We start from the raw sequence: 24,557 nt of genomic DNA, 5'->3' as shown, positions 1-24,557 counted from the left end.
TGCTACCCCTGAGTGCTTCCCGCTCAGCCGCGGATCCGGGCGTGGTGTTCACGCTCGATCGCAGTGACCGCCTCGGCCACCACCGCTTCCACGTCGCGGTCCGTCAGAGTGCGCGACTTGTCCTGCAAAATCAAGCCCATAGCGAGACTCTTGAAGCCCGGCTCGACACCCTGGCCGACGTAGCGATCAAACAGGTTCAGCTCGCGCAGCAGCGGGCCTGCGGCCTGGCGGATGGTCGCGGCCAGGTCGCTCCAGGCCACCTGTTCAGGGACCAGGAACGCCAGGTCGCGGCGCACGGCCGGGAAGCGCGACAGCTCTCCGGCCCGCGGCAGGGCGCGGGTGGACAGCGCTTCCAGATCCAGTTCGAAGGCATAGACATCGGCCTCGATGTCCATGGCCTTGGCCAGGCGCGGGTGGATCTGGCCGATCCAGCCGATCACCACGCCATCGCGGTATACCTCGGCCGAGCGGGCCGGATGGCCGAAGGCGCGGGTCGAGGGGCGGAATTCGAGCACGGCACCGCTGGCGGCGGCCAGCGATTCCAGGTCGCCCTTCAGGTCATGGAAGTCGACCTTGCGGGTCGGCAGGCCCCACTGCACGGCCTGCGCATCGCCACAGACGGCGGCGGCCACGCGCGGGGTTTCCAGCGGTGCGGGCTGGCCTTCGCCCGCCTGCTGGGCGAACACCCGGCCGACCTCGAACAGGCGCACGCGGGCCAGCTGGCGCGCCGCATTGCGGCCGAGGGTGGCGACCAGGCCCGGCAGCAGCGCCGGGCGCATCACCGCCAGCTCGGCCGACAGCGGGTTGGCCAGCGGCACCAGATTGTCGCGCAGCTGCCACTGGCCCAGCAGGGCATCGTCGACGAAGGCGAAGTTCAGGGTTTCCTGCAGATCGCGGGCGATCAGCTGGCGGCGCACGCTGAGCACGTCCAGCTGGGTCTCGGTCGGCATCGCCACGCGCGCCGCGCCACCCGGCAGGGTGGTCGGAATCTGCTCGTAGCCGTGGATGCGGGCCAGTTCCTCGATCAGGTCTTCTTCGATGGCGATATCGAAGCGGCGGCTCGGCGCGGTCACCTGCCAGCCGTCGCCGGCCGCGGTCACGCCCATGCCCAGCGCGCGCAGGATGCGCTCGACCTCGGCATCTTCAATGGTGATGCCCAGCACGCGGGTGATGCGCGCGCGACGCAGCAGGATCGTGGCCGGCTGCGGCAGGTCGGCCTGATTGACCGCCTCGGTCACCGGCGACGGCGTGCCGCCGGCCAGGTCCAGCACCAGGCGGGTGGCGTATTCGATGGCCGTGCGCGGCAGCGCCGGGTCGACGCCACGCTCGAAGCGGTGGCCGGCATCGGTGTGCAGGCCCAGCTTGCGGCCACGGCCCATGATGGCGGCCGGCGCGAAGTGCGCGGCTTCCAGGAACACGGCAGTGGTGTCGTCGGTGACGCGGGTATCGAAGCCGCCCATCAGGCCGGCCAGTCCAACCGCACGGTCAGCGTCGGTGACCACCAGGAAGCTCTCGTCCAGCACTGCATCGCGGCCATCCAGCAGCTTGATCGCTTCGTTGGCGCGCGAACGGCGCACGCCGATGCGGCCCTGCAGGGTGCCCAGGTCGTAGGCGTGCATCGGCTGGCCCAGTTCCAGCATCACGTACTGGGTGATGTCCACCAGCAGCGAGACCGGACGCACGCCGCTGCGGCGCAGGCGCTCGGCCATCCACAGCGGGGTCTTCGCGGCAGCGTTGACGCCTTCGATGACGCGCCCCAGGTAGCGCGGCGCTTCGGCGCCGGCGTCGAGCTGGATGGACAGCTCGCGGCTGCCGACCGGCGCAATGGCTTCGTCGGCAAACGCCAGCACTTCGCTGCGGGTAGCGGCGGCCACATCAAAGGCGATGCCGCGCACGCTGAAGCAGTCGGCGCGGTTGGGGGTCAGCTTGATCTCGATGCTGGCGTCGGGAAGGCCCAGGTACTCGACCAGGGTCTGGCCGACCGGCGCGTCATCGGGCAGTTCCAGCAGGCCCGAGGCATCGGTGTCCAGGCCAAGCTCCTTGGCCGAGCACAGCATGCCGTTGGATTCAACGCCGCGCAGCTTGGCCGGCTTGATCTTCAGGTCACCGATCTGCGCGCCGACCATGGCCAGCGGGGCAACCAGGCCCGGGCGCGCGTTCGGCGCACCGCAGACGATCTGCAGCAGTTCGCCCCGCCCTGCGTCGACCTTGCACACCTGCAGGCGGTCGGCTTCGGGATGGCGCACGGCTTCGACGATGCGTGCCACGACCACGTGCTGCAGGCCGTTGCCGAGCGCAGTCACTTCTTCCACTTCCAGGCCGATGGCGGTGAGCACCGCGCTCAGTTCATCGCGCGTGGCGGAGGTCGGGACGTGGCTGCGCAGCCAGTTTTCGGAGAATTTCATGGTGTCACCCTGGTGGACCCGGCGCATGCGCCTGGGCCTGCGAATTTAGGAGCAGTCGATTCAGGAGCAGCCGAGCATGGCTCGGCTCTACATGGTTGCGCTTACGCGAACTGTTTCAGGAACCGCACGTCGTTCTCGAAGAACGCGCGCAGGTCGTTGACGCCATAGCGCAGCATTGCGAAGCGCTCCACGCCCAGGCCGAAGGCGAAGCCGGTGTAGCGCTCCGGATCGATGCCGACATTGCGCAGCACGTTCGGGTGGACCATGCCGCAGCCGAGCACTTCCAGCCAGCGGGTGCTGCCGTCGGGCTGCTGCCAGGCGATGTCCACTTCCGCACCGGGTTCAACGAACGGGAAGTAGCTGGGGCGGAAGCGCATTTCGAAATCGCGCTCGAAGAAGGCGCGCACGAACTCGGCCAGCGTGCCCTTCAGGTCGGCAAAGGTGGAATGCTCATCCACCAGCAGGCCTTCGACCTGGTGGAACATCGGCGAATGGGTCTGGTCGCTGTCGCTGCGGTACACCTTGCCGGCGGCGATCATGCGCAGCGGCGGCTGGTGTTCGCCCATGTAGCGCACCTGTACACCGGAGGTATGCGTGCGCAGCAGGCGGCCATCACCGAAATAGAAGGTGTCGTGCATGGCGCGCGCCGGGTGGTGCGGCGGGAAGTTCAGCGCTTCGAAGTTGTGCCAGTCGTCCTCGATTTCCGGACCCTCGGACAGCTCGTAGCCCAGCCGGCCGAAGATGCCGGTGATGCGTTCCAGGGTGCGGGTGATCGGGTGCAGGCCAGCGCGGTCGCCGTTGCGGCCCGGCAGGGTGATGTCGATCGTTTCAGCGGCCAGTCGCGCATCCAGTGCGGCGTTTTCCAGCACGGCCTTGCGCTCGCCCAGCGCGCTGGACAGCGCGTCACGGGCCTGGTTGATGGCTTCACCGGCGGCCTTGCGCTCGTCGGCCGGCAGGGTGCCGAGCTGCTTGAGCTGGGCGGTGATGCTGCCGCTCTTGCCGAGCAGGGCCACGCGCAGCTGTTCCAGCACGTCGGGGCTCTGTGCGGCGGCCACATCGGCCAGCGCCTGGGTGGTGAGGGATTGGATGTCGCTCATGGGGGGCCGGAACTCCAGTCGGTCTGCCATCGCGATGCGCGAAGGGCCGACCCCTGTCGCCACCGCCGGTCCCCGCAGCGCGCGCCTGCGGCGTTGCCGGGACCCAAAAAAGAATGGGGAAGGACTTGCGCCCTTCCCCATGCATTGCCTCTACCTGACACCGTTCCCGCTGAACGGCAACGGCATCGGGAAGGACTTATGCCGCCAGTGCGCCCTTGGCCTTTTCGGCCAGTGCAGCAAAGCCAGCTGCGTCGTGCACGGCGATATCAGCCAGGACCTTGCGGTCCAGGGTGATGCCGGCCTTCAGCAGGCCGTTCATGAAGCGGCTGTAGCTCAGGCCGTTGATGCGGGCAGCCGCATTGATACGGGTGATCCACAGCGAACGGAAGTTGCGCTTCTTCTGCTTACGGCCGATGTAGGCGTACTGCTGTGCCTTGATGACCGCCTGCTTGGCGACGCGGAAGACCTTGCGACGGGCGTTGTAGTAGCCCTTCGCCAGATCAAGGATTTTCTTGTGGCGGCGACGCGCCTGTACGCCACGCTTAACTCGTGCCATTTTTCAGTTCCTCAGAGGTAAGGGAGCATGCGGTCCAGACGGCCTGCGTCTTCTGCACGGACATGGCCCGTCTGACGCAGATTACGCTTACGCTTGGTCGCTTTCTTCGTGAGGATGTGGCTACGGTTGGCGTGGCCGCACTTGTACTTGCCCGAGGCGGTCTTGCGGAAACGCTTGGCCGCTGCCCGGTTGGTCTTGATCTTGGGCATTGCAATGTCCTTGATGGGGGTGACCCTGGTTTCTGACTGATCTGGCGGTGGCCTGGGCCACTCTTTCCGTCCTGCCATGATCGGCGTACGACCCGTCCTGGGTGGGTCGAGCCGGGCATGATACAGGCAAAACCGCCCCGTCACCAGCCCCTGCGACCCTCAAACGTCCTGCTGCAAAAGCAAAGGGACGCCACTGGCGCCCCTTCACCCTGAACCATTCAGCCAGGCGCCCCGGAAGGCAGCCCCGCAGGCCTCAGGTCTTCTTCTTCGGCGCGATCATCATGACCATCTGACGCCCTTCCAGGCGCGGACGGGATTCGATGACGATGTCCTCGCCCAGATCGGCTTCGATCCGGTTGGCCATTTCACGACCCAGTTCCTGGTGGCTCATTTCACGGCCACGGAAGCGGATGTTGACCTTGATCTTGTCGCCTTCCTCAAGGAAACCACGCATCTTGCGCAGCTTGATCTGGTAGTCGCCCTCATCCGTGACCGGACGGAACTTCACTTCCTTGATCTCGACCTGCTTGGTCTTCTTCTTGGCCTCGCTGGCCTTCTTCTGCGCTTCGAACTTGAACTTGCCGAAATCCATGATCTTGCAGACCGGCGGATCGGCCTGCGGCTGGATTTCAACCAGGTCCAGGCCTTCATCTTCGGCCATGGACAGCGCTTCGTCGCGCGACAACACGCCGATCATTTCTCCGTCACTGCCGATCACGCGGACGCGCGGCACACGGATTTCCTGATTCCTGCGGTTCTGTTTGTTGTCAGGGGTGCTGATATTACGTTCTCCCAAGGGTATCGAACCGGCCCGGGTGCCTGTGCGCCCGGACCGGACCTTTGCTTACGCGCCCTCGGCGTGGAGCCGCTCGATGAAGGCCTGCAGGCTCATGCTGCCAAGGTCTTCGCCAGAACGCGTACGCACCGCCACGGCGCCATTTTCCTTCTCCCGGTCACCGATGACCAGCAGGTAGGGGACGCGCTGCAGCGTATGCTCGCGGATTTTATAGCCGATCTTCTCGTTACGCAAATCCGAGCTGACGCGGAAGCCTTGCTCCGCAAGGGTTTTGGTCACGCCCGCGACGTATTCAGCCTGGGCGTCCGTGATATTTGCCACCACCACCTGGGTCGGCGCCAGCCAGGCCGGGAACTGGCCGGCGTGGTGCTCGATCAGGATGCCCAGGAAGCGCTCCATCGAACCGACAATGGCCCGGTGCAGCATGACCGGGTGCTTCTTCTGGCTGTTTTCGTCCACGTACTCGGCGCCCAGGCGGCCCGGCATCATGAAGTCGACCTGCATGGTGCCCAGCTGCCAGGTACGGCCGATCGCGTCCTTCAGGTGGTACTCGATCTTCGGGCCGTAGAAGGCACCCTCGCCCGGCAGCTCCTGCCATTCCACGCCGCAGCTGGACAGCGCCGAGCGCAGCGCGCCTTCGGCCTTGTCCCAGGTGGCATCGTCACCCAGGCGCGATTCCGGGCGCAGGGCGATCTTGATCTGGATCTCATCGAAGCCGAAATGCTGGTAGACCGCCAGCGCCTGCTGGTGGAACGCGGTCACTTCCGATTCGATCTGGCTCTCGGTGCAGAACACATGGCCGTCGTCCTGGGTGAAACCACGCACGCGCAGGATGCCGTGCAGCGCGCCGGACGGCTCGTTGCGGTGGCAGGAACCGAACTCACCGTAGCGGATCGGCAGGTCGCGATAGCTGTGCAGGCCCTGGTTGAACACCTGGACATGGCCCGGGCAGTTCATCGGCTTGACCGCGTAGGTGCGCTTCTCCGATTCGGTGAAGAACATGTTGTCCTGGTAGTTGTCCCAGTGACCGGACTTCTTCCACAGGCTCACGTCCAGGATCTGCGGGCAGCGCACTTCGCCGTAGCCGCTCTTCTGGTAGACCTTGCGCATGTACTGCTCGACCACCTGCCACAGCGCCCAGCCCTTGGGGTGCCAGAACACCAGGCCCGGGGCTTCTTCCTGCAGGTGGAACAGGTCCTGCTGCTTGCCGATGCGGCGGTGGTCGCGCATTTCGGCTTCTTCGATGCGCTTGATGTACGCCTCAAGCTGCTTCTTGTCGGCCCAGGCGGTGCCGTAGATGCGCTGCAGCTGTTCGTTCTGCGCATCGCCACGCCAGTACGCGCCGGAAATGCGGGTCAGCTTGAAGGCCTTCAGGAAGCGCGTGTTCGGCACGTGCGGGCCGCGGCACATGTCCACGTATTCCTGGTGGTAGTACATGCCCATCGCCTGGATGTCGTCGGACATGTCCTCGATCAGGCGCAGCTTGTAGTCCTCGCCACGGGCCTTGAAGATTTCGATCACTTCCGCGCGCGGGGTCACCTTCTTGATGACGTCGTAATCCTGGGCGATCAGCTCACCCATGCGCTTCTCGATGGCGGCCATGTCGTCCGGCGTGAACGGACGCTCGGAATGGATGTCGTAGTAGAAGCCCTCGGCGATGACCGGGCCGATGACCATCTTCACGTCCGGGTACAGCTGCTTGACGGCATGGCCGACCAGGTGGGCGCAGGAGTGGCGGATGATTTCCACGCCCTCCTCGTCCTTGGCGGTGATGATGCGCAGGCTGGCATCGTGGTCGATGACGTCGCTGGCATCGACCAGCACGCCATCCACCGAACCGGCGATGGTGGCCTTGGCCAGGCCGGCGCCGATGGACTGGGCGACGTCCATGACGCTGACGGGATGTTCGAATTCGCGGCGGCTGCCGTCGGGAAGGGTGATATTGATCATCGCAATGGCTTCGTGCGGGGCCCGCTCAGGCGGGCTGGAAAGCGTTCCGGGCGGTGCCCGGGCAATAAAAAAGCGCCGCGAGGGCGCCTGCGGAACAGGGCCTTCGGGGGCAGGTCAGCGGTGGGCGGTGGTAGTGCTCATGTCGCACGCTCGGCCGGCGCTGGGCGCGGGCCACCTTGTTCCAGTCAGGGTTCTGCGTCGATCTTAAACCAGCGCGCGGCAAAGCCCAAGCGGCGCCCGCTGCGCTGCTGAATAGCCTTCGCTGGCGAGGTGAAATCGCAATGATTACCATGTGCGCGCAGCCGCCTTCCTGCCATCCTGCCCGCTTTCCTCCAGGACCTCGTCATGCGCCACCCGCTCCGTCCGGCCTGTGCCGGCTCCGCCCGTGCCCCGCATTCGCCGGGCCACCGCCCTGGCCGACGCCTGCAATGATCACTGTGGGCCTGTCGACGCTGGGCTTCTGCAGCCTGGCCGTGCTGTCGGCGATGTTTTCCGCGCTGGCGTTCTACGCAGCATCCCCGCATTGCCGCTGGCCACGCCTGCGCCGCGCCGGCCGCCTGGGCCGGCAGATCGGCCTGGTCGCTGCCGTGGCCTCGCTGTGGCTGTGGATGGCCGAACTGGGCGTGGCTGCCGGCCTGGTAGCGATGCTGTGCACCTGGATGCTGGCGGCCCTGCTGCTGCCGGCACTGGCGGCCTGGCACCGCCCGGCCGCAGACGCCGCTGGCAGAGGGCTCGGCTGATGTGGATGCGCGCCCTGTCCGGCATCTTCGCCGGCTTTTTCCTCGCCGCCGCTGCCACCGGCCTGCTGACCTGGCTTCCGCCGGGGCCGTGGCCCACTGCGGTGGTGCCGGCCCTGATCGCCTTCGTCCCGCTGTGGATGCTGGCGGCGCTGTGGGCCTTCAGTTTCCGCACGGTGGCGCGCGCCTGGCTGGTGCCCGCCGGCTGCGCCGCCGCCGGCTTCGCCGCGCTGTGGCTGCTACGCCTGAGCGGCGTGGTGCAATGAGAACGAGCGCAGGAAATCCAGCATGAAATTCAGTTCGCAGACCCTGCGTACCTTCACCACCCTGCACACCTGGGTCGGCCTGGTGGCCGGCTTCGGGCTGTTCGTGGCGTTCTATGCCGGCGCCCTGACCCTGTTCCACCACGACCTGCCCTTGTGGCAGACGCCGGGGGCGGCCACCGCGCTGCCGGCCGGGCTGGACGACGCGCAGTACCTGCTGGACGACGTGCTGGCCAAGCACCCGGAGGCGCGCCGCCATGTCGGCATGACCTTCCCCGGCGCCGAGCACCCGCAGCCGCTGGCCTACTGGCAGGGCGCCGACGGCGGCTGGCGCTATGCCTGGCCCGGCAACACCGGTGGCAGCACCGCACCACCGCAGGCGGGCCTGGCCGAACTGGTCAACGAACTGCACTACAGCCTGGGCCTGCCGGTGGCCGGCATCTACGTGATGGGCATCGTCAGCCTGCTGTACGGCATGGCCCTGCTCAGCGGCCTGGTCATCCACCTGCCCAAGCTGCTGGGCGACCTGTTCGCGCTGCGCCCGGGCCGCAATCTCAAGCAGATGTGGCAGGACGCGCACAACGTGATCGGCGTGCTCAGCCTGCCGTTCCACCTGATGTTCGCGGTGACCGGCGCCCTGCTCTGCCTGGTCTTCATCCAGATCGCCCTGCTCAACCCGCTCATCTTCGAAGGCAAGGCGATGCAGGTGGTGCCGGCGGCGATGGATACCGCGCCGGTGCGCGAAGCCGCGGGCGTGCCGGCCGCGCCGGGCCGCCTGCGCGAACTGCATGCGCGCGCGCTGGAAGTGGCCCGCGCGCAGGGTGTGGCGGATTTCGAGCCGGCCTACCTGAAGCTGGCCAACGGCGGTGATGCCAACGCCACCATCGAGATCACCGGCGAATCCAGCGGCACGCTTGGGCCGCTCGGCTCGGTGGCGCTGGACGTGGCCAGTGGCCGCGTGCTGGCCAGCCAGCTGCCCGGCCACCGCGATGCCAACCACGCCACGCTCAGCGCCGCCTATGCCCTGCACTTCGGCGAATTCGGCAACGGCGTGGTGGTCTGGCTGTACTTCCTGCTGGGCCTCGGCGGCGCTTTTCTGTTCTACTCGGGCAACCTGCTGTGGATCGAATCGCGGCGCAAGCGCCGGCAGCCGCAGCAGCCGCGCGCGGGGGTGAACATGGCGCGGGCCACGGTGGGCGTGTGCATCGGCCTGTGCGTGGCGATCTCGGTCGCCTTTGTCACTGCACTGGTGCTTGAACACGTGGCCCCGGCGACAGTAGATCACGGTATCCGCTGGGCCTGCTTCGGTACGTGGGCCGCGTGTGCGCTGTGGGCGGCCGTGCGCCGGCCGGCACAGGCCGCACGCGAGCTGCTGTGGGCGGCCGCCATCAGCACTGCACTGGTGCCGGTGATGCATGGTGCGCTCAGTGGCGACTGGCCGTGGCTGGCCGCCGCGCGTGGGTTGTGGCCGCTGTTCTGGATCGACATGGTGGCCCTGGCGATGGCCTTCGGCTTCGCCCGGCTGGCCGTGGCCAGCCAGCGCCGTGCCCGCGAGGGTGACCCCAACAGCGTGTGGGCCGATTGAGGAAACCGCCGGACATGGTCCGGCGGTTCTTCCAGGGCGGGCTCAATCGCCGACGCGGGCCTTGTGCCACGGTGCGAGCATGGCGTTGAGCAGGCTGGCCTGCTCGTCATCGCCGGTCAGTTCCCACATGAACACCCCGGCCAGGCCCTGCTCGCGGGCGAACTGCGCGCGCAGGCCGATCGAGCGCGGATCTTCGTAGCTGATGAAGATCTTTTCGGCCGCGTTGTACAGCCACGGGCTCTGTGCCTGCGGCTGCCAGTGCTTCGTCCAGCCCGGCTGGTCCAGGTAGCGCGCCTTGATCACCCGCCAGTCGCCGGCATCGGCCGGTGCGCTGTAGGCCTGGTAGAGGCCATCGGGCGCGTCACCGGTGACCTTGAAACCACGCCCGTAGAACGGCACGCCCAGCACCAGCTTGTCGGCCGGCACGCCGTGGTCGCGGTAGTACTGCACGGCACCGGCTACGTTGTTCCAGCGCCGCAGTTCCGGCGCCAGCGGGTCGGCCGGCACTTCATGCAGCGGTGCATTGAAGGTCGACACCGCCGAGAAGCCGGTGCCCATGTCGTAGCTCATCAGATTGATGAAATCGAACAGCCGGGCCAGCGCCGGCAGGTCGTAGCTGGCGGCCGGGTCATAGGGACCGTCGGTCTGCAGGCGGCCGGCCGCGAGCGCGGCGGTCAGCAGCATCGGCTGGTCACGCGTGCGGCCACGCGCATCCAGCGCCACGCGGAAAGCCTGCGCGAGCCGTGTCAGGTTCGCGCGGTCCTGCGGGCGATGGGCCAGTTCCTTCGGGCCACCACTGACCGGGAATTCCCAGTCGATGTCCACGCCGTCGAAGCTGCCTGCGTACTGGTCGAAGAACAGCGCCATGCAGGAATCGACCAGGCGCTTGCGGCTGGCCTCGGTGAGCGCGGCATCGGAGAAGCCACCTGCGCCCCAGCCGCCGATGGAGATCAGGGTGCGCAGGTGCGGATGCGCCTTCTTCAGCTCGGCCAGCGCAGTGAAGTTCTTCGGCGCTTCTGCGCCCACCGTGCAGCGCCCTGCTTCGATGGTGGAGAACGCGTAGAACAGGTGGGTGAGGCGATCGGCCGGGATGCGCGACACCGGATAGCGCTCGGCCGAACCGCCGGGGTAGTACGCGCCATGGATCGGCGGCTGCGCCGCATGGCAGGCAGCGGGAACGGCGGCGGCAATCAGCAGGGCAAGCCCGGCCAGGGTGTAGCGCAACATGGGAACTCCCGGTAGGTAGAGTCGAGCTTGCTCGACTGACGTGACCGAAGCAGTCGAGCAGGCTCGACTCTACACGGATCCGGCATCGGCTAAGGTAGCCGCGGACCTTCCATCGCACACGGACATGAGCACAGACCACGACGCCCCCCAGGACGTCACCCGCGATGCACTGCGCGCCAAACAGTCCCGCGCATACGCGGCCTTCGACGATGGCGACCTGGCGCAGGCCGCGCGCCTGTTCGGGGAACTGATCGCGCACGCGCCCGAGGTGTCCTACCTGCACTACATGCGCGGGCTGGCGCACAAGTACCTGCGCGACTGGCCCGCCTCGCTGCAGGACAACCTGCGTGCGGAGCGGGCGAGCGACGAATTCGACGAAGCGGCCGCCTGGAATGCCGGTATCGCGGCCAGCGCCCTGGGCGACTGGACCGAGGCACGCCGGCAATGGAGCCGGTGTGGCATCACCCTGCCCGAGGGTGACGGCGAGATTGTCGGCAACTTCGGCGTGGCCGGCGTGCGCCTGGCCCCCTGGAAGGATGCCGAGGTGGTGTACATGAGCCGCATCGACCCGGTGCGCGCGCGCATCGACAACGTGCCATTGCCCGAAAGTGGCTTCCGCTTCGGCGACATCGTGCTGCATGACGGCGCCTCCACCGGCCGCCGTGCCTACGGCGAGGGCGATGCGCCGGTGTTCAATGCGATGCAGCGTCTGCAGGCATCGGACATGGCGACCTTCACGGTGTTCGTGCAGTGCGACTCGGCCGACGATGTCGCTGCGCTGGAGGCACTGATCCTGCCGGGCATCGGCATGGTCGAGGACTGGACCGCGACGGTACGTCGGTTGTGCCGCCGCTGCAGCTACGGCACCCCGCACCGGCATGACGACGAGGCCGGGAACGATGACGACGGTGGTTGGAAGCGCGAGCGCGACCTCGGCATCGCCGCGCAGGGCCGGGCTGTCGTGGAGACGCTGCTGGCGACATGGACCGCGGGGGGACCAGGGCGCGTGCTGGAGGCCATCGAGCAGCGCGAGCATCCGTTGAGTGATCCCGAGCCGGGGCAGGTATGGTGGTTGGGGGAGGAAGAAGAGGAGGAGCGTGTCAACCAAGATTGACACCTACCGAGTGCTGAAGCCTTGCGGCACAAGGCCTTCAGAATTCTTCAGACCCGTTTCCAGCACTTCAGACGCGGCACAGGCTCAATCGGGTTCCCTTTTGATGGAACCCGACGATGCGCTCGATCCTGCCCGCCCTTACGCTGCTCTGCGCGGTCTGCACCCTGCCCTTCACCGCCCGCGCCGCGGAACCTGATCCGGCCCGCCTGCAGGCACTGCAGCAGGCCATTGCCAGCGATGAACTGAAACAGATCCGCAGCGTGCTGCTGCAGGTCGATGGCAAGGTGGTCTACGAAGGCTACTTCAACGGTGCCGATGCACAGACCCTGCACGACGTGCGATCAGCCAGCAAGGGCGTGACGGCTCTGCTGGTCGGTGCCGCCATTGGTGAGGGCACCCTGCCCGGCGTACAGGCCCGGGTATATGACTATTTCCCGGCATTCACCGCCCGGCACACCGTCGACCCGCGCCTGCGCGCCACCACGGTGCAGGACCTGCTGACCATGAGCAGCCTGTGGGAATGCGATGACGAAAACCAGTTCTCGTCCGGGCACGAGGAGCGCATGTACGTTTCCGAGAAGTGGCTGGACTTCACCCTGGGTCTGCCGGTGAAGGGCTTCGCGCCGTGGATGCAGCGGCCGGAGGACAGCCCGCATGGGCGCGCGTTCGCCTACTGCACCGCCAATCCGTTCGTTCTGGGCGCGGTACTGGAGAAAGCCAGCGGCCAACCGCTGGCCGACTATGCCGCGCGCGTCCTGGAGCGACCGCTGGGCATCACCCACAGCCAGTGGAACCGCTCGCCGGAGGGCATCGGCATGGGCGGCGGCGGCACCCGCTACCGCACGCAGGACCTCGCACGTTTCGGCCAGCTGGTGCTTGATCGCGGCCGCTGGCAGGGCCGCCAGCTGGTGCCGAAGGACTACATCGAGGCGATGGTGCGACCGCAGGCGATCACCTCCGACGGCGGCGACTACGGCTACCTGTGGTGGGGCCTGAAGCTGGACGTGCAGGGTTCATCGCGCACGGTGTGGGCGATGTCCGGCAACGGCGGCAACTACGTGTTCGTGCTGCCCGAGCAGCGCGTGGTGGCGGTGGTCACCAGCCCGGCGTTCAACCGCAACTTCGCCCATCCGCAGTCGCGGCGCATCCTCACCGAGTTCCTGCTGCCGGCGCTGCGCTGAGCGCGGCCAGATCGTCGGGTCGCCAGCTGGCGGCCAGCACCTGTGCACGTTGCCGGGCGATGTCGGTATCCAGCCGCTGCAGCAATGCGCTCCAGCCAGGCGTGCTGCGCAGGGCGGCGAACAGTGGCGTGGTGCGCAGCCACGCCACATCACGGAAGCCGTCATCGACGGCCTGTTGCAGCGCGGCTACAGCATCTGCTGCATGGCCTTGGGCCTGCAGCAGCAACGCGCGCTCCAGCGCCGCATCGGGCCAGCCATCACCCGCTCCCGCGCTGGAAGTGAGCTGCTGCAGGCGCTGGTCGATCCATGCAGCGTCCGCTGGTTGCGTGCCATGCAAGGCTGCCAGGGTCTGGCCCAGCGACTGCTGCGGCCGCAGTTGGCGGCCACGTTCAAACGCATCGGCAGCGCCTGCTGGGTCACCGCCCAGCAGCGCCAGTTCGCCCTGCAGGCGCAGCAGCTGCGGGTGCGGCGTGCTGCGTGCGAGCGCTTCGTCCAGCGCCTGCCGGGCCTGCTGTGGCGCACCGGCCAGGTACAGGCTGCGCGGCCAGGCAATATTGGAAAAGACGTTGTCCGGGTACAGCTGGAAGTTGCGCGCATGGCGTTGTGCTGCTGCCTGGGTGAAGCCCAGCAGCTCCAGTTCGCGCGCCACCTGCACGTCCCGGAAGCGGACACGGTCGGGCGCCGTCAATGACAGGTTTGCCTGCAGCGCCGCAGCCAACTGGCCGCGCTCCTGCTGCAGGTAGGCCAGCGATGCACGGCTGCGTTCGTCGCCGTGGTCCAGTTCCAGGGCGCGGCTGTAGCCGGTCATGGCCTGCCGCATGTCGCCCAGGCAGTCCTGCGCGTATCCCCAGAGGGCATGGGCGGCGGCATCACGAGGGGCGCGCTGACGCTCCTGCTCGGCCAGGACCAGCGCCTCTTTCATCTGCTCGGGGGTGCCGTTGAACAGGCATCCCTGCGCCGACAGGGCGCGTGACAGGCCGCGACGCGCAGGCGCCGATTCGGGATCGGCCTGCAACGCCTGCCGGAACAGACTGATCGCCCGCTCGTTGTTGCTGGCCTGGCCGATGCCCGCGTAGTAATCAGCACGCTGCAGCAGCGATTGCGCCGCGCCCTGCGGCGTCGAACGGGGCCACAGCAGCACCGCGGCGGCCACGCCCAGCACCGCGACCGTCGCCATGCCCCAGCCGAGCCAGCGGGCGCGGGGTGAGGGCGCTGCCGCTGCAGTGGCCGGCAGCGGCGGCGCGCACAGCTGGTAACCGCGGCCACGTACCGAACGGATGTAACGCGGGCGTCGACTGTCATCGCCCAGCGCCTGGCGCAGCAGCTTGACGCGCTGGCTGACCGCATCCTCACCCACCACCGCCGGTGCCCAGACCTGCGCGGCCAGAGTATCGAACCCCACAACATCGGTGCCGTGCGCGAGGAGTACGTCCAGCAGGGTCCAGCTCAGACCGCTGACCTGCAGTACCTCACCGTCGCGCCTGACGCGTTGTGCCGGGCGATCAATGTCCAGGTCGAGCAGGCGCAGGGTATCCATGGTCGAAGCATAGCGGCATGGGTGCGCGGGAATACAGGCAAAGAAAAAGCGGGCCGAAGCCCGCTTTTTCATTTCAGCGATTTCAGGAGCGTGTCAACCAAGGTTGACACCTACCCCCGATTACTCGGCGCTGGCGCCTTCGCCTTCTTCCACGGCCTTCATCGACAGGCGGATACGGCCCTGCTTGTCGACTTCCAGGACCTTGACCTTGACCACATCGCCTTCCTTCAGCTTGTCGCCGACCTTCTCGACGCGCTCGCTGGAGATCTGCGAGACGTGGACCAGACCGTCCTTGCCCGGCAGGATGGTGACGAACGCACCGAAGTCCATGATCTTGGCGACCTTGCCTTCGTAGATGCGGCCCGGCTCGACGTCCGAGGTGATCTGCTCGATGCGGGCCTTGGCGGCCTGGGCAGCGATGGCGTTGACCGAAGCGATGACGATGGTGCCGTCATCCTGGATGTCGATCTGGGTGCCGGTTTCCTTGGTGATGGCCTGGATGGTCGAGCCACCCTTGCCGATCACTTCGCGGATCTTGTCCGGGTGGATCTTGATGGTCAGCAGGCGCGGCGCGTAGTCCGACAGCTCTTCACGCGGGGCGGTCAGGCCGTGGGCCATTTCACCCAGGATGTGCAGACGGCCAGCCTTGGCCTGCTGCAGGGCCTGCTTCATGATCTCTTCGGTGATGCCTTCGATCTTGATGTCCATCTGCAGGGCGGAGATGCCCTCGGCAGTACCGGCCACCTTGAAGTCCATGTCACCCAGGTGATCTTCGTCACCCAGGATGTCGGACAGGACGACGAAGCGATCGCCTTCCTTGACCAGACCCATGGCGATACCGGCAACCGGGGCCTTCACCGGCACGCCGGCGTCCATCAGGGCCAGCGACGAGCCGCAGACCGAGGCCATCGACGAGGAACCGTTCGACTCGGTGATTTCCGAGACGACGCGGATGGTGTACGGGAAGGATTCCAGCGACGGCATGACAGCCAGCACGCCGCGCTTGGCGAGGCGACCGTGGCCGATTTCGCGGCGCTTCGGGCCCATCATGCGGCCGCACTCACCCACCGAGAACGGAGGGAAGTTGTAGTGGAACAGGAAGTTTTCCTTGTACTCACCGGCAACGGCGTCGATGACCTGGCCGTCACGGGCGGTGCCCAGGGTGATGGTCACGATGGCCTGGGTTTCGCCGCGGGTGAACAGCGAGGAACCGTGGGTACGCGGCAGGACGCCGGTCTTCACGGCGATCGGGCGGACGGTGTCCAGCGCACGGCCGTCGATACGGACCTTGGTGTCCAGCACCGAGTCACGCATGGTGCGGTATTCCAGCTCGCCGAATTCCTTCGACAGCTCGGCCGGGTTCCAGCCCTCGGCAGCCACGCGGCCAGCCAGGGATTCGACCACGTCCTTCTTGATCGCCGAGATGGCGTCGCGGCGCTGCAGCTTGTCACGCACCTGGAAGGCTTCGCCCAGGCGCGGGCCGATGGCTTCCTTCAGGGCGCCGATCAGCACGTCGTTCTTGGCCGGGGCTTCCCAGGTCGACGGCTTGGTGCCGGCTTCGACGGTCAGCTCGTTGATCGCGTTGATGACCTTCTGCATTTCGCGGTGACCGAAGGTCACAGCACCCAGCATCACTTCTTCGGACAGCAGCGCGGCTTCGGATTCAACCATCAGCACGGCGTTGGAGGTACCGGCGACGACCAGTTCCAGCTGCGAGTCAGCCAGTTCGCTGACGGTCGGGTTCAGGATGTACTCGCCGTTCTTGTAGCCGACCTTTGCAGCGCCGATCGGGCCCATGAACGGGGTGCCGGCCAGCGACAGGGCAGCCGAGGCACCGATCAGGGCAGCGATGTCGCCGTCCACGTCCGGGTTCAACGACATGACCGTGGCGATGATCTGCACTTCGTTCTTGTAGTCTTCCGGGAACAGCGGGCGGATCGGACGGTCGATCAGACGCGAGATCAGGGTTTCCTTCTCGGTCGCACGGCCTTCACGCTTGAAGAAACCACCCGGGATACGGCCGCCGGCGTAGAACTTTTCCTGATAATCGACGGTCAGCGGGAAGAAGTCCTGGCCTTCGCGCGCGCTATTGGCGGCGACGGCGGTGACCAGCAGTACGGTGTCGTCCATCTTGACGATGACGGCACCGCTGGCCTGGCGGGCGACTTCGCCGGTCTCAAGCGTGACGGTGTGTTTGCCGTACTGGAAGGTTTTGGTGATTTTTGCCACGGAGGGTGTCCTTGGGGATGCTGTCTGCGAATTGGACCGTCGGCGACCCTTGCCGCCAGCGGGTGGCCGGATCGTTCCGGCCTGAATCGGGATTTCGGTACTACAAAACAAAACCGCGGCGCATCGCTGCGCCGCGGGGGATTCGTTGCTTAGCGACGCAGGCCAAGCTTCTCGATCAGGGCCTTGTAACGCTCGACGTCCTTCTTCTTCAGGTAGTCGAGCAGGCTGCGACGGCGGTTGACCATCTGCAGCAGGCCGCGGCGGCTGTGGTGGTCCTTCTTGTGGGTCTTGAAGTGGCCGGTCAGCAGTTCGATGCGGGCGGTCAGCAGAGCGACCTGGACTTCCGGGGAGCCGGTGTCAGCCGAGCTGCGCTTGTTGTCTTCAATGACCTTCTGGGTGTCGATCGACATTTTCTTTTTCTCTGTGATGCGTGGCCGGCAGGAACGCGCTTCGCGCACCGCCAGGCTCGCCGTGGACTACGAGGATGAAGCCCGCGCAAGGCAGGCTGCCGGAAAACGGCCGCGAAATTGTAACGGCCAGGGGCTTCGGGAACAAGGACCGGGGCTGAACCGGCCGGGTCCGGTCAGAGGTTGAACCGGCGCTGCGGGGCCAGCAGGCCACTGTCGTCGACCTGGCCCAGGCCCTGGACAGCATCGTCCGGACCGTATACGGCCACCAGGCCGCGTGGCCAGGCGGCATCGCGCTGGCGCTGGCCGACACAGAAGCGATGGGCCTGCTCAGCGTCCAGATCGACCCGCGGGTATTCAGCCAGGCCGGCCGCCAGTGGCAGCAGCAATGCATCCATTCCCGCCTCGTCGCCGGCCTCGACCATCGCCCGCAGCTGGTCCAGGGTGACCATGGCCGGCGCGTGGAAGGGCTCGACCCACAGCCGGCGCAGGGCACTGATATGGGCGCCGCAGCCCAGCGCCTCGCCGAGATCGCGGGCCAGGCTGCGGATGTAGGTGCCCGAACCGCAGGTCACCCGCAGCCGCAGGCGGTCGGCCTGCTGCTCCAGCACCTCGATGGCATGCACCTGCACTTCGCGCTCCGGCGCCTCGATGGCCTCGCCACGGCGCGCCTTCACATACAGCGGCTCCCCGCCCTGCTTGAGCGCCGAATAGATCGGTGCGCGCTGCAGGATGCTGCCGGTCAGCGGCGTCAGCGCGGCCTGCAGGGCCTCGGCACTGATGGCCGGGACCGGGCGCTGCAGCAGCACCTGGCCTTCGGAATCGTCGGTGTCGGTGGTCTGGCCGAGCTGGATTTCGGCGTCATAGGCCTTGGCCGAGCCCAGCAGCAGGCCGGCGATCTTGGTCGCCTCGCCAAAACACAGCGGCAGCAGGCCGGTGGCCAGCGGGTCGAGGCTGCCGGTATGGCCGCCCTTCTCGGCACGGAACAGGCGGCGGGCCACCTGCAGGGCGGCGTTGGAACTCATGCCGGTCGACTTGTCGAGCAGCAGGATGCCATCCAGGCGGCGGAACTGAATTCGGGTCATGACAGGATTTTGTAGAGTCGAGCCATGCTCGACTGCCGCAGCGCGGTCTGCATCAGAGATCGCGCGGCCGGAATGCAGCAACGCCGGGGCATGCCCGGCGTCGCGCGGTTATTCTTCGTCGCCCTGGCGACGCTTCTCCGCGGCCAGCGTATCGGGCAGGTCGCGCAGCAGGTTGTCGATATGCTCACCACGGTCGACCGAGTCGTCGTAGTGGAAATGCAGCTCCGGCACATGACGCAGCTTCATCGCCCGGGCCAGGTCCATGCGCAGGCGGTAGCCCAGCTCCTTCAGGCCGGCCACGGCTTCAGCCGAACGTTCCGGCATCAACGCGGTGACGAACACCTTGGCATGGGCCATGTCGCGGGTGATTTCCACGTCGGACACGCTCACCGAGGGCAACCCGTGCTCGCGCACGGCGTTGTGCACCAGGGTGCCGAGTTCACGGCGCAGCTGGGCGGAGACACGGTCGGTTCGATGGAAGGTTTTGGGCACGCGGTCGGGCTCTTGATTTGAATGTGACCCGACCAAGGTCGGGCCCTACCAGGAGGAGTGACCCGACCAAGGTCGGGCCCCACCAGGGGGCGGACCGGCCCGTGAGGGCCGGTCCGTTGCAGCATTACAGGGTGCGCGGCACTTCGATACGCTCGAAGCACTCGATCTGGTCACCCGCCTTGACGTCGTTGTAGGCCTTCACCGCGATACCGCATTCGGTACCGTTGCGGACTTCCTCGACGTTTTCCTTGAAGCGACGCAGCGATTCCAGCTCGCCCTCGAAGATGACCACGCTGTCGCGCAGCACGCGGATCGGCTTGTTGCGCTTGACCACGCCCTCGATGACCATCGAGCCGGCAACGGCGCCCAGCTTGGAGCTGCGGAACACGTCGCGGACCTCGGCGATACCGATGATCTCTTCGCGGATTTCCACGCCCAGCAGACCGGAGGCCACCTGCTTCACCTGGTCGATCACGTCATAGATGATCGAGAAGTAACGCAGGTCCACGCCGTTGGATTCGATGATGCGACGGGCCGAAGCATCCGCACGCACGTTGAAGCCGATGACGGTGGCCTTCGAAGCGGCCGCCGAATTGGCGTCCGACTCGGTGATGCCACCCACGCCGGAGTGGATCACGTTGATGCGGATGTCTTCGTTGGACAGCGCAACCAGTGCCTGGCTCAGGGCCTGCACCGAACCCTGCACGTCGGCCTTGATGACCAGGTTGAGGACCTGCTGGCCCTCGCCCTTGCCCAGGGTCGCCATGATGTCTTCCATGCGGCTGCCGGCAGTGGCGACCAGGCGCGATTCACGACGCTTGGTCTCACGCTGCTGGGCAACGTCCTTGGCCAGACGCTCGTCTTCGACGACCACGAAGTCATCACCGGCTTCCGGCACGCCGGACAGGCCCAGGACCTGCACCGGGATGGACGGGCCGGCGAACTCCGGCTGCTTGCCGGTTTCGTCGAACAGTGCACGCACGCGGCCGTACTGGATGCCGCACACCAGGTAGTCGCCCTTCTTCAGGCGGCCCTGCTGCACCAGCACGGTAGCGACCGGGCCACGGCCCTTGTCCAGCGACGATTCGATGACCACGCCCGAAGCGCGGCCTTCGTCGACGGCCTTCAGTTCCAGCAGTTCGGCCTGCACCGACACCGCGTCCAGCAGATCGTCGATACCCAGGCCGGTCTTGGCCGAGATCTCCACCATCTGGATGTCACCGCCGAAGTCTTCGGCCACGACCTGCTCGGAGAGCAGCTCGTTCTTGACCCGCATCGGGTCGGCGCCGGACTTGTCGATCTTGTTGATGGCCACGATCAGCGGCACACCGGCCGAACGGGCGTGCTGGATCGCTTCCTTGGTCTGCGGCATGACGCCGTCATCGGCGGCAACCACCAGCACCACGATGTCGGTCAGCTTGGCACCTCGGGCACGCATCGAGGTGAACGCGGCGTGGCCCGGGGTATCCAGGAAGCTGATGACGCCCTTGGGCGTATCAACGTGGTACGCACCGATGTGCTGGGTGATGCCACCGGCTTCGCCGTGGGCGACCTTGGTGCGGCGGATGTAATCCAGCAGCGAGGTCTTGCCGTGGTCGACGTGGCCCATGATGGTGACCACCGGCGGACGCTGCACGGCTTCGCCCTGGTTTTCACCGGTCGAGGCCAGCAGTGCGTCTTCGGCGTCGTTGTCATTGGCACGGACCGCCTTGTGCCCGAGTTCCTCGGTCACCAGTGCAGCGGTGTCGTGGTCGATGGACTGGGTGATGGTGGCCATCACGCCCATCTTGAACAGCGCCTTCACCACCTCGCCGCCCTTCAGCGCGAGCTTCTGCGCCAGGTCGGCCACGGTGATGGTCTCGCCGATCGCCACTTCACGCACGACCGGTGCGGTCGGACGCTCGAAGGCGTGCGGACCGGCGTTGTTGCCACCGCGCGACATGTCGCGACGGCCGCCGCTCTGGTTGCGACCACCGGGGCGACCGCGGGTGTTGCTGTTGTTGCTGTTGCCACGACGCGCACGGTCGGCAGCCGACAGATGCATCTGGCCGGCGAAGCGATCGCCCGGGCCACGCTCGTTGCGCGGCGCGCTGCGGTTGTTGCGGTCGTCGCTGCGCGGCGGTGCCGGCGGTGCACCACGCGGTGCGGCCGGAGCGGCAGCCGGGGTACGCGGCGGGCGCGGCGCGGTTTCGTCGATCGGAGCGCGTCGGGGCTTGCTGGCAGCCTGTGCCTCGGCAGCCTCAGCGGCCTTGGCGGCGGCGGCAGCTTCCTCGGCGGCCTTCTTCTCGGCTTCCGCGCGTTCCTTGGCGGCAACTTCTTCCTCACGGGCACGGACGATGGCTTCGTCGCGCAGACGATCCTTTTCGGCCAGGGCCTGCTGTTCGGCAAGGTTGCGGGCGCGCGACTCTTCCAGCTTGCGCAGGATGTCGGCGCGCTCTTCGTCCGGGGTCATCGCACGCGCACCATCCTTGACGTAGGTGCGCTTCTGGCGCACCTCGACATTCACGGTCGTCTTGCTGCGACCGGAATTGACCGTCACTTCCTGCTGTTTCCGGCGGTTGAGCGTGATCTTCTTTGCAGACTGATCGGTCTCTTCCGGGGCCTGCTCGGGCTTGCCGTGCGAACGACGAAGGAAGCCCAGGAGCTTCACCTTCTCGGTGCTGGTCACGACCTGGTCGGGACCGCTGAACTTCATGCCGGCACCGGCCAGCTGTTCCAGCAGTTTCTCGACCGGCGTGTTGACCAGTTCGGCAAGCTTGCGGATGGTGGTTTGCTGCGACATTCGGATCCTATGATCTTGTGGGCGCCCCCCCGCAGATGGAGGTGGCGCGGATTCTACGCCCTGATCGGCTCAGGGCCCTGTTCATTGCCGGCTCATTCGCCGCGTTCCAGTCGGGCGATCTCCTCGGCACGCGCGGCCAGGATCAGCGCCGCGGCGCGCTCCTGGTCCAGCCCTTCAATGCCGAAGTCCATGACCTCGTCGGCGGCCAGGTCGGAAAGCTCCTCGCTGGTGCGCACGCCGTGGCCGGCCAGCGCGTACGCGGTGGCTTCGTCCATGCCCTCAAGGGACAGCAGGTCCTGCGCCGGCTGGCCGTCTTCAAGGCCTTCCTCGACTGCCAGGGCCTCATTGAGCAGCGCATCGCGGGCACGAGCGCGCAGCTCTTCGACGATGTCCTCGTCGAAACCTTCCACGGCCAGCAGTTCGCCGACCGGGACATAAGCAATTTCTTCAACCGTACCGAAGCCTTCGCTGACCAGGATGCCGGCGATTTCCTCGTCCACTTCCAGCTTGTCCATGAACAGCTGGCGGGCCGACGACTGCTCGGCTTCCGACTTGGCGGTGACCTGGTCCTGGGTCATCACGTTCAGCTGCCAACCGGTCAGGCGGCTGGCCAGGCGCACGTTCTGGCCGCCCTTGCCGATGGCCTGGGCCAGGCGGTCCTCGGCCACGGCCAGATCCATCGAGTGCTTGTCTTCATCGACGATGATCGACTGCACTTCAGCCGGCGCCATCGCGTTGATGACGAAGTTGGCCGGGCTGTCGTTCCACAGCACGATGTCCACGCGCTCGCCATTGAGTTCGTTGGACACCGCCTGCACGCGCGAACCGCGCATGCCGATGCAGGCACCGATCGGATCGGTACGGGTATCGTGGGCCAGCACGGCGATCTTGGCGCGGTCGCCCGGATCGCGGGCACAGGCCTTGATTTCCACCAGACCCTGGCCGACTTCCGGCACTTCCAGCTTGAACAGCTCGATCATGAACTCCGGGGCGGCACGGCTGATGAACAGCTGCGGGCCACGCGGTTCCGAGCGCACTTCGGCCAGGTAGCCGCGCACGCGGTCACCGGCACGCAGCACGTCACGCGGGATGCCCTTGTCCTTCGGGATGAAGCCTTCGGCGTTGCCGCCGAGATCCACGTAGATGTTGCCGCGCTCGGCACGCTTGACCACACCGGTGATCAGCTCGCCGACGCGATCCTTCCACGCATCGACCACCTGCTGGCGCTCGGCTTCGCGCACGCGCTGCACGATGACCTGCTTGGCGGCCTGGGCGGCGATGCGGCCGAAATCGGGGTTCTCGATCTGTTCTTCGATGTAGTCGCCGACGTCCACGCCTTCGGCTTCGTCGACGGCGTCCATCAGGCGGATCTGCCGGTCCGGCGATTCCATGACCACGTCATCGGCCACCACTTCCCAGCGGCGGTAGGTTTCGTAGCTACCATCCTTGTGGTCGATGACCACGCGGGTCAGCACTTCCTCGTCGGGATAGCGCTTCTTCGCTGCGGAGGCCAGGGCGGCCTCGATCGCATCGAAGATCACTTCACGCGGCACGCCCTTCTCGTTGGCGACCGCGTCCACTACCAGCAACAGTTCCTTGCTCATTGGCTCACTCCGCGCGCGGCTTCTTTGCCGCCGGCTCGTTGGAAGAAGAATTCTTGTCCGGCTTCGGACGCTTCGGCGCCGGGCCGGTCGGCTTGGCCGGGGCCAGGCCCAGGGCAACCCAGTCCGGCATGATCCGGGCCTTGTCGATGTTGTCGGCCGACACGACCACTTCGGTCTTGTCGACGACGAAGGTGACGGTGTCTGCCGCTTCGTCGGTCGCTTCGATGCGGCCCTGCAGGCGACGACGGTTGTCCTGCGGCAGCTTCAGCGTGACCTTGGCCATTTCGCCCAGGTGACGGCCGAACTGCTCCAGGTTGAACAGCGGACGATCGACGCCCGGCGAAGACACTTCCAGCGTGTAGTTGCCGCTGATCGGGTCTTCGACGTCCATCTGCGCGGACACTTCGCGGCTGACCCGCTCGCAGTCGTCCACGTTGATGATGCGCTCGGGCTGTTCAGCCAGCGGCACGTCGATGTAAAGGCGCAGAGTTGCACCGCCGGGGGCCGGCAGATACTCAACGCCCAGCAGCTCCAGGCCCAGCGACACAACGGTCGGGCCGAGCAGATTCGCGATGTCGGTTGCCTTGTCGCTCACAGCCTGCCTTGATCTCTTGGTTGGGTGCCGGCCACGGCCGGCGGGGAAAACATGACGCCCCGGAAACGACAAAGGGCCCGCTGGGCCCCTTTTTCCGGAAAGACTCCGGTGACTGGATTCCGGTTGCAACGCGCTGCGTAAGCGTGTCGCGAGCCCTCCTTCCGGACCGGGTCTCCCGTGGGGAGGCCGCCTTCAGGGGTACTGCCTAGGCCGCTGATGATAGCGGCTGCACCGCGCTGGTGCAAGGTGCGGGCCCGGGGTCAGATCCCTTTTCCAGCAGGTAGTCGAGCATGGCTCGACTCTACAGAAACGGAAGGACCCCAAAGAAAAACGCCCTCGAAGCAGGACTCCGAAGGCGATCTCTTTACTTGGTAGCGGGGGCAGGATTTGAACCTGCGACCTTCGGGTTATGAGCCCGACGAGCTGCCAGACTGCTCCACCCCGCATCAGAAGCGGAATTATGAGCGATGGCTCCGAAACATGCAAGCCTTCCCTCATTCATCAAACCGGTTGGCGCCGACCTGAAGTTTGGTAGCGGGGGCAGGATTTGAACCTGCGACCTTCGGGTTATGAGCCCGACGAGCTGCCAGACTGCTCCACCCCGCACCGGAAGTGTTTGAACTGCTGCCCTGCTCTTTCGAGGAGGGCTACCGCAACGATGTTCTGGCTGAACCGCTGCAGTGACAACTCAGGCTGCGCATATTAC

General features: G+C 66.6%; 20 protein-coding genes and 2 tRNA genes. 5 read left to right on the top strand and 17 right to left on the bottom strand.

Annotation, left to right across the window (positions count from 1 at the left end; translation table 11 throughout):
- Positions 1-23: 23 nt before the first annotated feature.
- From pheT to thrS, 6 genes are all read right to left on the bottom strand, one after another.
- The gene (gene pheT, locus VER16_RS01520) at positions 24-2,405 is read right to left on the bottom strand and encodes a phenylalanine--tRNA ligase subunit beta (protein WP_324805110.1); all 2,382 of its coding nucleotides are present in this window, start codon (positions 2,403-2,405) and stop codon (positions 24-26) included.
- 101 nt (positions 2,406-2,506) lie between these two features.
- A complete protein-coding gene (pheS, locus tag VER16_RS01515) occupies positions 2,507-3,502 on the bottom strand; it encodes a phenylalanine--tRNA ligase subunit alpha (protein WP_324805109.1) in 996 nt (331 codons plus the stop codon).
- A gap of 196 nt (positions 3,503-3,698) precedes the next feature.
- Complete coding sequence (gene rplT, locus VER16_RS01510) at positions 3,699-4,058, bottom strand: 50S ribosomal protein L20 (RefSeq protein WP_005410435.1); 360 nt, start codon at positions 4,056-4,058, stop codon at positions 3,699-3,701.
- An 11-nt stretch (positions 4,059-4,069) separates the two neighbouring features.
- Positions 4,070-4,267, bottom strand: a complete 198-nt coding sequence (gene rpmI / locus VER16_RS01505) for a 50S ribosomal protein L35 (protein ID WP_005410436.1) — start codon at positions 4,265-4,267, stop codon at positions 4,070-4,072.
- Positions 4,268-4,520: 253 nt separating this feature from the next.
- On the bottom strand, positions 4,521-5,063 hold the full coding sequence (gene infC / locus VER16_RS01500; protein ID WP_414716001.1) for a translation initiation factor IF-3: 543 nt from the start codon (positions 5,061-5,063) through the stop codon (positions 4,521-4,523).
- Between the two features lie 48 nt (positions 5,064-5,111).
- Positions 5,112-7,013, bottom strand: coding sequence for a threonine--tRNA ligase (thrS, locus tag VER16_RS01495; protein ID WP_324805108.1), 1,902 nt, complete (start codon positions 7,011-7,013; stop codon positions 5,112-5,114).
- A gap of 428 nt (positions 7,014-7,441) precedes the next feature.
- Between thrS and VER16_RS01490 the strand changes: the two genes are divergently transcribed.
- From VER16_RS01490 to VER16_RS01480, 3 genes are read left to right on the top strand one after another with little or no spacing between them, the layout of a single operon-like run.
- Entirely contained in the window at positions 7,442-7,753 is a 312-nt protein-coding gene (locus VER16_RS01490) for a hypothetical protein (protein ID WP_324805107.1), read from the top strand.
- Positions 7,753-8,016 carry a hypothetical protein gene (locus tag VER16_RS01485; RefSeq protein WP_324805106.1) on the top strand — a complete coding sequence of 88 codons (264 nt, stop codon included), beginning with the start codon at positions 7,753-7,755 and terminating at the stop codon, positions 8,014-8,016. Before VER16_RS01490 ends, VER16_RS01485 begins: the two co-directional genes overlap by 1 nt.
- A 22-nt stretch (positions 8,017-8,038) precedes the next feature.
- Positions 8,039-9,598, top strand: coding sequence for a PepSY-associated TM helix domain-containing protein (locus VER16_RS01480; RefSeq protein ID WP_324805104.1), 1,560 nt, complete (start codon positions 8,039-8,041; stop codon positions 9,596-9,598).
- Between the two features lie 42 nt (positions 9,599-9,640).
- On the opposite strand, the gene VER16_RS01475 is transcribed toward VER16_RS01480, so the two are convergent.
- The gene (locus VER16_RS01475) at positions 9,641-10,825 is read right to left on the bottom strand and encodes a glycoside hydrolase family 18 protein (RefSeq protein WP_324805103.1); all 1,185 of its coding nucleotides are present in this window, start codon (positions 10,823-10,825) and stop codon (positions 9,641-9,643) included.
- 124 nt (positions 10,826-10,949) lie between these two features.
- On the opposite strand from VER16_RS01475, the gene VER16_RS01470 reads away from it, so the two are divergent.
- Together VER16_RS01470 and VER16_RS01465 are read left to right on the top strand one after the other, a co-directional pair.
- Positions 10,950-11,939, top strand: coding sequence for a hypothetical protein (locus VER16_RS01470; protein ID WP_324805102.1), 990 nt, complete (start codon positions 10,950-10,952; stop codon positions 11,937-11,939).
- 116 nt (positions 11,940-12,055) lie between these two features.
- On the top strand, positions 12,056-13,120 hold the full coding sequence (locus VER16_RS01465) for a serine hydrolase (protein ID WP_324805101.1): 1,065 nt from the start codon (positions 12,056-12,058) through the stop codon (positions 13,118-13,120).
- On the opposite strand, the gene VER16_RS01460 is transcribed toward VER16_RS01465, so the two are convergent.
- From VER16_RS01460 to VER16_RS01415, 10 genes are all read right to left on the bottom strand, one after another.
- A complete protein-coding gene (locus VER16_RS01460; protein WP_324805100.1) occupies positions 13,089-14,657 on the bottom strand; it encodes a winged helix-turn-helix domain-containing protein in 1,569 nt (522 codons plus the stop codon). The genes VER16_RS01465 and VER16_RS01460 overlap by 32 nt on opposite strands.
- Positions 14,658-14,777: 120 nt before the next feature.
- Positions 14,778-16,886: a polyribonucleotide nucleotidyltransferase gene (gene pnp, locus VER16_RS01455; protein ID WP_324805099.1), complete on the bottom strand. Its 2,109-nt coding sequence runs from the start codon at positions 16,884-16,886 to the stop codon at positions 14,778-14,780.
- 149 nt (positions 16,887-17,035) lie between these two features.
- Positions 17,036-17,296, bottom strand: a complete 261-nt coding sequence (gene rpsO, locus VER16_RS01450; RefSeq protein WP_005410445.1) for a 30S ribosomal protein S15 — start codon at positions 17,294-17,296, stop codon at positions 17,036-17,038.
- 173 nt (positions 17,297-17,469) lie between these two features.
- A complete protein-coding gene (gene truB, locus VER16_RS01445) occupies positions 17,470-18,378 on the bottom strand; it encodes a tRNA pseudouridine(55) synthase TruB (protein WP_324805098.1) in 909 nt (302 codons plus the stop codon).
- A gap of 108 nt (positions 18,379-18,486) precedes the next feature.
- Entirely contained in the window at positions 18,487-18,870 is a 384-nt protein-coding gene (rbfA, locus tag VER16_RS01440) for a 30S ribosome-binding factor RbfA (protein ID WP_324805097.1), read from the bottom strand.
- A 124-nt stretch (positions 18,871-18,994) separates the two neighbouring features.
- A complete protein-coding gene (gene infB, locus VER16_RS01435) occupies positions 18,995-21,652 on the bottom strand; it encodes a translation initiation factor IF-2 (protein ID WP_324805096.1) in 2,658 nt (885 codons plus the stop codon).
- A gap of 92 nt (positions 21,653-21,744) precedes the next feature.
- Entirely contained in the window at positions 21,745-23,256 is a 1,512-nt protein-coding gene (nusA, locus tag VER16_RS01430) for a transcription termination factor NusA (protein ID WP_324805095.1), read from the bottom strand.
- Between the two features lie 4 nt (positions 23,257-23,260).
- A complete protein-coding gene (gene rimP, locus VER16_RS01425; protein WP_324805094.1) occupies positions 23,261-23,851 on the bottom strand; it encodes a ribosome maturation factor RimP in 591 nt (196 codons plus the stop codon).
- Positions 23,852-24,220: 369 nt separating this feature from the next.
- Positions 24,221-24,297, bottom strand: a tRNA-Met gene (locus tag VER16_RS01420).
- 83 nt (positions 24,298-24,380) lie between these two features.
- A tRNA-Met gene (locus VER16_RS01415) sits at positions 24,381-24,457 on the bottom strand.
- Between the last annotated feature and the right edge of the window lie 100 nt (positions 24,458-24,557).

This window comes from Stenotrophomonas sp. (genome assembly GCF_035634915.1).
GTDB lineage: Bacteria > Pseudomonadota > Gammaproteobacteria > Xanthomonadales > Xanthomonadaceae > Stenotrophomonas.
The sequence above is the reverse complement of the archived record's forward strand: the minus strand, read 5'-3'. Positions and strand labels throughout refer to the sequence as shown.